Source organism: Oscillibacter valericigenes (genome assembly GCF_021531435.1).
Lineage (GTDB): Bacteria > Bacillota > Clostridia > Oscillospirales > Oscillospiraceae > Oscillibacter > Oscillibacter valericigenes_B.
Genome location: NZ_JAFBIS010000043.1, coordinates 1 through 8,212 on the forward strand (window position 1 = coordinate 1; position 8,212 = coordinate 8,212).

At 55.8% G+C, this 8,212-nt stretch carries 4 protein-coding genes and 1 pseudogene; 1 reads left to right on the forward strand and 4 read right to left on the reverse strand.

The annotated features are described in order from the left end of the window. Positions 1-75: 75 nt before the first annotated feature. Positions 76-591: pseudogene (locus JQM68_RS13170) on the forward strand (Abi family protein); the annotation flags it as partial. 303 nt (positions 592-894) lie between these two features. Here the strand turns inward: JQM68_RS13170 and JQM68_RS13175 are convergent. The 4 genes from JQM68_RS13175 to cas9 all read right to left on the reverse strand — a co-directional run. Then, a complete protein-coding gene (locus JQM68_RS13175; protein ID WP_235223483.1) occupies positions 895-3,657 on the reverse strand; it encodes an AAA family ATPase in 2,763 nt (920 codons plus the stop codon). Beyond that, positions 3,654-4,790 carry an exonuclease SbcCD subunit D gene (locus JQM68_RS13180; protein ID WP_235223484.1) on the reverse strand — a complete coding sequence of 379 codons (1,137 nt, stop codon included), beginning with the start codon at positions 4,788-4,790 and terminating at the stop codon, positions 3,654-3,656. Before JQM68_RS13180 ends, JQM68_RS13175 begins: the two co-directional genes overlap by 4 nt. 24 nt (positions 4,791-4,814) lie before the next feature. Further along, a complete protein-coding gene (locus JQM68_RS13185) occupies positions 4,815-5,747 on the reverse strand; it encodes a VanZ family protein (protein ID WP_235223485.1) in 933 nt (310 codons plus the stop codon). Between the two features lie 329 nt (positions 5,748-6,076). After that, positions 6,077-8,212: type II CRISPR RNA-guided endonuclease Cas9 (gene cas9, locus JQM68_RS13190; protein WP_235223486.1), on the reverse strand; the 2,136-nt coding region annotated here is incomplete at its 5' end.

Consider the following 8,212-nt stretch of genomic DNA (forward strand, 5'->3'; position numbering starts at 1 on the left):
CAGGCCAGAATCCGCCCTGCTTTCCAGCGCCATTCTTGACTTTGTCGAAAATCGCTTACACAAAATTTTACACCGGGCCCCCGTTCCAGTGATGTGTTTATCAAGCACAACTTTGACCGGCATGACGGCCTTGTTCCCCTGTGGGCCACTGTGGAGGTCATGTCTTTTGGCTCTTTGTCCAAAACAGTCAAAAACTTAAAAACCGGTCCTGGCAGCGCCTATGCTGCTTTGGCTGAACGTTATAAGTATCGCTCTCCCAAGAATCATTTGGTAAAGCCATCCATGCAGATGATGTCGTCCTGGATACACACCTGTGTGGTCCTGCGGAATATGTGCGCGCACAACAGCCGCATTTATAACCGGGCTATCCACACGACGCCTCAGTTGATCGCTAATGACGCCATAGCGACGCCTACCCGGTACAGCGGTGCATATTCGGCCATTCTTGCCATGAAATACCTGCGCCCCACCGATGTTGCCTGGACAGAATTTGTTGTCCAATTTCAGAATCTGGTGAAGAAGTATGCCTCCGTGGTAGATTTGAAGCAGATGGGGTTTCCAGCAGATTGGACAAGCCATTTTACCCTGTAATTGCACATTAACGTGCATAAAACAATTAAAAATTGCATATACATATAGCGACAGACCCGGTCAAGCCTCTCGCAGAAGCTCAAACCGGCCGGGCTTGTAAGAGAGGGGCTTTCGCCCCTCTCTTTTCATAGATTTTATGAAACGATTCTGAGAATGCCCCAAAGTCCTGTTGAACCGCTATCCAAACCAAGCAGTATAGACCGTCCGCGGATGAAAAATACAGCCCCCGTCAGTTCGATTTGGGAACGAACTGATGGGGGCTTTTTGCGGATGCCGATAGAAAGCGGAAAGTGATCAGGCCTGTCACACGACGATGGCGGCCCGGCTGCCGCCGGAGAGCTCCTTTGTTACCACGATCTGTCTGTCGATTTTTTCTTTCAGCTCCGCCACATGGGAGATAATACCCACCAGGCGATTGCCCTCCGTCAGGCCCGCCAGAGTCAGGTAGGCCTTGCTCAGGGCTTCGGAGTCCAAAGAACCGAAGCCCTCGTCCACGAACAGGGTGTCAAGGCGGATGCCGGTAGACATCTGCACTTCATCGGAAAGGCCCAGGGCCAGGGACAGAGAGGCTAGGAAGGCCTCGCCTCCGGAGAGGGTGTTGACGCTGCGCTCCGTGGTGTTGATGTGGTCAACGATGTCCAGCTCCAGCCCGCTCTGGCTGCGCTGGCTGCTGGCTTTCCCACGGCGCTTCAGATCGTACTGCCCGCCGGACATCTTCCGCAGACGGATATTGGCCCGCTCCAGAATACGGTCGAAGTAGGTGGTCTGGATGTAGGTCTCCAGCATGACCTTGTCTTTGCCGGTGACCGTGCCGTTGGCGGTGTCGGAAAGGGCTTTCATCCAGCCGTACCGGGCGTCCAGTTCCTCCAGCTCCTTTGCCCTGGCGGCGATGTTTCCCTGAATGCAGGCGTTGGCGGTAACGCGGGCGTGGAGCTCCTTCTGGGCCTGAGTGATGCCGTCTTTCCGGGCGGAGAGCTCCGCTTTCCGGGCCACCAGCGCTTCGGCGTCCGTCTCCGGCTCCTCCGCCAGCTGGCTCCGGAGCTGCTCCATGGCGGCACGGAGGGCCGTCAGCTCGTCTTTGCAGGCGGTATAGGCGGCTTCCGCGGAATCCAAAGAGGCTTTCAGCCCGTTCAGCTTCTGCTCCAGAGCGGATTTCTCCGCCAGGGCGGCAGCCTTGTCCGGGAAGGAGAGCTTTGCCGCAAGCCCGGCGATTTGACTGCTCAGCCCGGCGAGAGAAGCGTTCAGCCCGGCAATTTGAGTTTTAGCGCCGGCAAGGGCCTGCTCCTCTGCTGCCAGCGCCGCTTCTTTCTGAGGAATGAGGTCGTCCAACTGGGCCTTTCGGGCTGCCTGCCGGCGCAGAGCCGCCAGCTGCTGCTCTGTCTCCGCGATTTCCCCGGTCAGGGCGGCTTCCTGGGCTTTGGCGGCAGTCTGAGCGTCCTCCGGGGACACCACACCCAGCAGCGGGGGAATGGCTTTTTGGACGGCTTCCTCCCCGCCGTTTACGATGCCCCGCTGGGTGCTGGCTTTCCCGCTGGCCTGCTCCGTTTCCCGTTGGGCCTTTTCGTACGCAGCCTTCGCCTTTTTCACCTCCGCTTCCGTGGGGGCGCCCTCCGGGAGCACTGCAAGATGGGGGTGCTCCGTGGAGCCGCACACCGGGCAGGGAGCACCGGCAGGCAGGGTGGAGGCGATGATGCCTGCCTGCTCGTCCAGAAACGCCTTATTTCGGGCGTCGTACTCCTGCCACAGACGGGAGGACTGGGCTTCCGCTGCCAGATACGCGTTTTGCAGCCGCGCCAGCTCCGCTTTCTGGGCGTTCAGAGCGTCAATATTCGCTGACAGCGCCCGGTATTTCTCCCGGCGGTCTGTCAGGGCCTGCTGACGGTTCTGGAGCTTTTCCATTTCCGCACTCACAGATTCCAGCCCTTTGCGCTCCTCCCTGAGAGCGGACACCTCGGCGGTCAAAGCGGCGCTTTGCTGCTGGGCGGTGTTCTGCGTGGATACCGCGTCCGCCAGTGCTTTTTCCTTAATGCTTCGCTCCCTCAGCTTTGCGTCCAGCTCGTCATAGGTCGGAAGCAGCAGCTCCATGGCGGTGATTTGCTTTCCGAGGGCTTCCTGCTCCGGCTTTGTAGCCTGCGCGGCAGTCAGAGCAGAGGAGAGCTGTTCCAGAGTGGCCGCCTTTGCCGCCTCCTGCGCGGTTTTTACAGTCAGAGACAGCTTGGCGGCTTGGTATGTCTCCGCTTTCGTAAGCTGCGCGACGAGGGCTTCCAGCCGTCCGTCCAGCTCGGTGAGCTGTCTGCCCAGAGATTCCTGAGCGGCAGTGTCCTCCGCAAGCAGCTGCTCCAGGAGGGTTTGCATCTCCGTGAGGGGCAGGGCGCACTCCCGGGCCTTTTGCACGTCCGGGGCAAGGGGGGAGTCCTGACGGCAGGCGATGCCCTCGGCGTACTGCCGGATGCTGGCCCCAGCCTGTTCCCGCTGGCTTCTCAATTCTCCGGATTTGGCTTTCAGCTGCTCCTGCAAGGTCACATACAGTCCGGTACCGAAGATGTCCCGGAAGATTTTCTGCCGCTCCCTAGTGTCCGCCTGCAGCAGCTTGCGGAAGTCCCCCTGGGAGATCATGGCCACCTGGGCGAACTGTTCCCGGGTCAGGCCGATGATGTCCCGGACAGCCCGGTCAACATCTTTCTGCTTCGTCACTACATGGCTGTCCGGGTAAGTCAGCTCCGCTTCCGCCAGCTGCTTCGTGGTGCCGTCACCTCTCGTTTTGGCACGTTGATATTCCGGATTCCGCCGGACTTTGTACACTTCGCCGCCATAGGAAAAGGTCAGCTCTACAAAAGTGGGGTCACTATCTTTGGCGTATTTGGAGCGCAGCATGTCCGGGCTGCGGTCGCCGCCGCTGGCCTCCCCGAAGAGGGCGAAGGTAATGGCGTCGAAGATGGTGGTTTTGCCCGCGCCGGTGTCGCCGGTGATGAGGTACAGGCCGCTGCTGCCCAGCATTTCAAAATCCAGCGTCTGCGTTCCCGCGTAGGGGCCGAAGCCGGCAATGGTGAGTTTCAGCGGTCTCATACGTTCCCCTCCCGGATGGATTCGATCAGCTCCCGGGCAAAGGCTCTCTGCACTTCGCTCATGGGCTGATTATTCTGTATTTCATAGAGCTCTTCAAACAGCTCAAGGGGCGACTTGCGCTTCACATCTTCCGCAGCGTCGATCACCCGGTTCGTGCGGGTGCGGGTGTTGTCGTAGCTCAGTTTCATCAGATTGGGGTAGATGACCCGCAGCTGCCCCACGGCTTCCGGTACATCCTCCTCGTCGGTGAGGATGATGTGGAGATAGTCCTCCACGGCGGTGCCTTGATAGAAGCTCTTGTCCGTCAGTTCTGCGAAGGCGCCCCGTATCTCACGCAGGTCGTGCCGGGGATTCAGAGGGATGGTTTGCAGGTGCAGGCTGCCCTTTTCGCCCAGCTCCACAACCGTCACGCTCTTATGGTGCCCTGCTTCGGAGAAGGAGTATTTCAGGGGCGTGCCGCAGTAGCGGATACGGTTGGAGAGGATATTCTGGGGGCCGTGGAGATGGCCCAGAGCCACATAGTCGAAGCCGCCAAATACGGAGATGTCCACATTGTCGCTGCCGCCCACACTGATCTCCTCGGATTCGCAGGTTACGGCCCCGGTGACGAACTGGTGTGTCACCAGCACGTTCCGGCCGGTGAAGTCCACGCCCATGTTCTCAACAGCGGTGCGGAGGGCGTCGGTATAGCTTTCAATGCCCGCGTCAGGAAAGTACCGCTTCACATGGGCGGGCTTCACGAAGGGCAGCAGCCAGAAGTGTACATCGCCGCGGCTGTCGGAAAGAGTGACGGGCTCAACCTTTCCGTCATAGACGGGAGAGAGGTGGATGCCCGCCCCCTCCATGAGCCGCCCGCCGAAAGCCAGCCGCTCCGGGGAGTCATGGTTGCCGCTGATGATGAGAACGGGGAGGCTTCGCTCCGCAAGGCGGCAGAGAAACCCATCAAACAGCGTCACCGCCTCCGCAGGAGGGACGGACTTGTCGTAGACATCTCCGGCGATGACCACCGCATCGGGCTGCTCCGCGTCGATGATATTAAGAATTTGCGTCAGGATGTAAGCCTGATCGCCAGTCATGGAAATTTCGTTGACCCGCTTGCCGAGGTGCAGGTCGGACAGGTGGATGAACTTCATAGGACGGCCTCCCAAGTGGTTACTTTACGGTGAGGATGATGCTGCGTTTGGAAAAATGCCTGTGGACGCAAGGGATATCAGCCACAGCAGAATACCCACGGCCCAGCCGACGGCCACCAAAATGGCTGCCGGGGGAAGCGGAAGCTGCCAGAGCAGCGCAGGCAGGGAGGAGAGCGCCAGAGACAACCCCAGCGCCGCGCCAGCGGCGGACAGGGGCTTCCGGATGGCAAGGGCGGCGGAGAGGACACCGCAGGCTCCCAGCAGGCCGCAGGCGGCAGGGAACAGCGTTTCACGCAAAATGGGAGACAGGGCCGCCAGCAGAGCGGACTGTGCCGCGCCGTCCAACGCGGGGAATTCCGGCACGAACCGTTCCACGGCCCAGACAAAGGCAGGCAGTTCGCTGAAGGACACCGGGACGACGGCAATGATGGCTGTCAGCAGGGCGCACAGAGCGAGTGGAAGCCACCCGGCGGAACTGCGGCGGTCATCCTTTCGCCAGCGGGCTGCCCAGAGCAGCAGTGTCACCAGCGCCACCGCCACGGCGGCACCCGCCAGATCCACGCACACATCCCGCAGCTCGCCGCTGCGGCCGGGGATAAAGGTCTGGTGGTACTCGTCCAGCCCCGCCAGCACGGCACAGAGGACGGCGGCAAGGGGGATTTGATGCCTTTTGCTCCGAATCAGGGGTAGCAGGGCAAGCCACAGCAGCAGAATGAGGACAAAATATAGAAACATATGGGCCGCTTTCCGCTCAAAAAAGGACAGAAGCTCCACAGCGGCGTTCTGCGTGACCGCGTCCGCCCCGGCAAAGGCAGGGGAGACCAGTGCCATCAGCCGCCACAGCAATCGGTCTGACAAATCGCCGGAGACAGCGGCGGTCTGGGCGGAAAAGCCCCAGATGACCCGGTACCACAGCAGCGCCGGGAGCCAGAGCAGAAGTTTGAGGATGTGTTTCATCGTTTCTCCACCATTCGACAGGATGGGATTATGATAGCACGGGGGAGAGGAAAAGGAAAGCTGAGAAAAGTCCGCAATGGATGGAAACTGATCGAAGGAAAAACGATGAGGATAACATTTTTATAAATTACTTTTCTTTTTGTTTTTTCGTGGTATAATACAAACATATATGGGTGTGATAAAATTGTCGTAATTCCTCATTTTCTCTTGTAGTGGTATGAAAGATAAAAGGCAGGATGATTCCTTTGAGAAATCATCCTGCTTTTTATCTTAAAAAACATCCATCAGAGACGCTGAAATTTGCTCAGAAACTGATGTGAGCTCTTACCTCAGACTTCTTTGGTAAATGTCATCCGCTTTTCGGGCAAATGGACTTTATGATAATGGCCCAAAATATCTACCTGATATTTTTCAATGGATTGTAATGTCTTGAGCCCTAAGCTCGACTGAGAATAGCGGCGATCATGTGTCTCGATCCGGATGGCTCCGACAGAAATACTCGCTCCAAGATAATAATACATACCATCTTTTCGGAAAACTTCGTTTTCTCCTGTACAGCCTTTCTCCAACTTTAGTTTCATATCTTTTTGGCTTTGGATACGGACTAAATCTCCAGGATAAAGGGAAAAGAGGAAATCCTGATCGTCCATTACCTGCCATTCACTATATGGCTTATACGCAACAACTGCTCTATTGGGCAATACTGGCTTTTTTGTATCTGCCACATAAATCGGAACGAAATAATATCCATCATTCGCAACATAAAACACGTCAATACGAACCATGCTGCCGTTGGCAGCAACCCCTTCTCTCACTGGAAGGTTCAGCGTAGTCTTTTCGAAAATTTTTACCTTGTCCACGCGAGGCCCCGGGGTTCCATCTCGTTTTGGTTTATAAAATGGCTGCGCAAATGCTTTGTTTCCATCGCCGCCAAATACCGTTAACTGAGCCAGTAAAGCATCATACAGGAGTTTGTCACTCTCGGGATTGTAATAGCCTTCGATCTCGCCACTCTTATTGAGCTTCAGCTTCGATAGCGGCGTTTTGACCACTGCATAGCCATTACCCATCTTTCTGCCGCGGATGGTTTCCTCATGAGCTGGCCCGGTCACTTTATGATTGGGCGTCCGGGAAACAAAGACAGGCTTGATATTTTCTTCGCTTTCGTACGTTTCTAATTTCAGTGCATCGATGGCATGGCGGGGATTCACCGGGTCAATCCTGGCATTCAGTTCTTGTCGGAAACGGGGCCAAGGGGTGGGAAATCTTATCTCATATTTTTCGTAATATTCCTGTTGGGTCAACAGTTCCCCCGTCGATACATCCAAATACTCTCCCCGAATGGTTTTGACCATCTCCCGGTCTGCACTCGCCTTCTTCAGGCGACGAATCAATCCAGGACTGACAGATGCGACCACGACTGCATCCAGGCAATGATCCAAATCGCTGCCCACTTCCATTTTACGGATGCCCCAACGCCCCTTCAGCATCGTGAGAACCGCTTCGTTGACGGTATGGACTGGATGCCTTTCATAGCGAGACTCCGCAAAAATCAGATGATTTTGAATGAGATTTCCTATGTCCTTGGAAAAAGCCAGGTGATCATTGAGGTTTTGTTTGAACAGGTTCTTACTTTCTTCTTCTGTTAATCCCTTTTTCAGAAGCTTTTGGCGCTTCCGGTAATCGTGGATGAGATTCTCCACCCGGGCTTCAAAGCTGGCCCAACGCTTCTCATCCTGCCCAAAATACTCATAGGGCAGGCAGCTTCCTTTTTGGACATTCTCACTGGTTAATACCAAAACCTTGTTTTGATAGCTGTCATCAAAAGTACGGCTATAGGGGATGATATGGTCAATGGACACATAACCTGGTTCAAACAATTGGTTCATGTTCAGCTCTTTTCCGGAATACAGACAGATGCCGTTTTGCTCCTTAAAGAGCTTGAACTTCAAAATATCCAATCCCGTAACGGGATCATTCTTGTATTGACGAATCTGATCCTGAATCTGTTCGTTGGCTGCTTGGTTTTCCGCCTGTTTCTTTTCTGCCTTCCGACGTTCATCAAATTTACAAGCCAATTCCCACCCCAGTTTGATTCGGACTACATCCGGCGGGCCGTAGGTGCGCACCACGGCATTGATTACCTTAATCGTTTGGGCAGCGGCCCGTCGCATGACAGGATTGGGGATGTCCTCCATATCACTCAGCGAGAGGCGATTTTCCCGCTGTATGGTCGGTGTGACTCGGCCGGTTCCGTATACAACGGCATAAGCTTCATCATAACGAAGACCTTGCTCCAAGAAAGGAATGAGTTTTTCCATGGCCTTCACCGAAAGATGTCCGAATTTACTGAAAGACAGTGGCAGTAACGCTTCATCGTAGATTTCGGCCCGGTGTAAAATTTTGTGTAAGCGATTTTCGACAAAGTCAAGAATGGCGCTGGAAAGCAGGGCGGATTCTGGCCT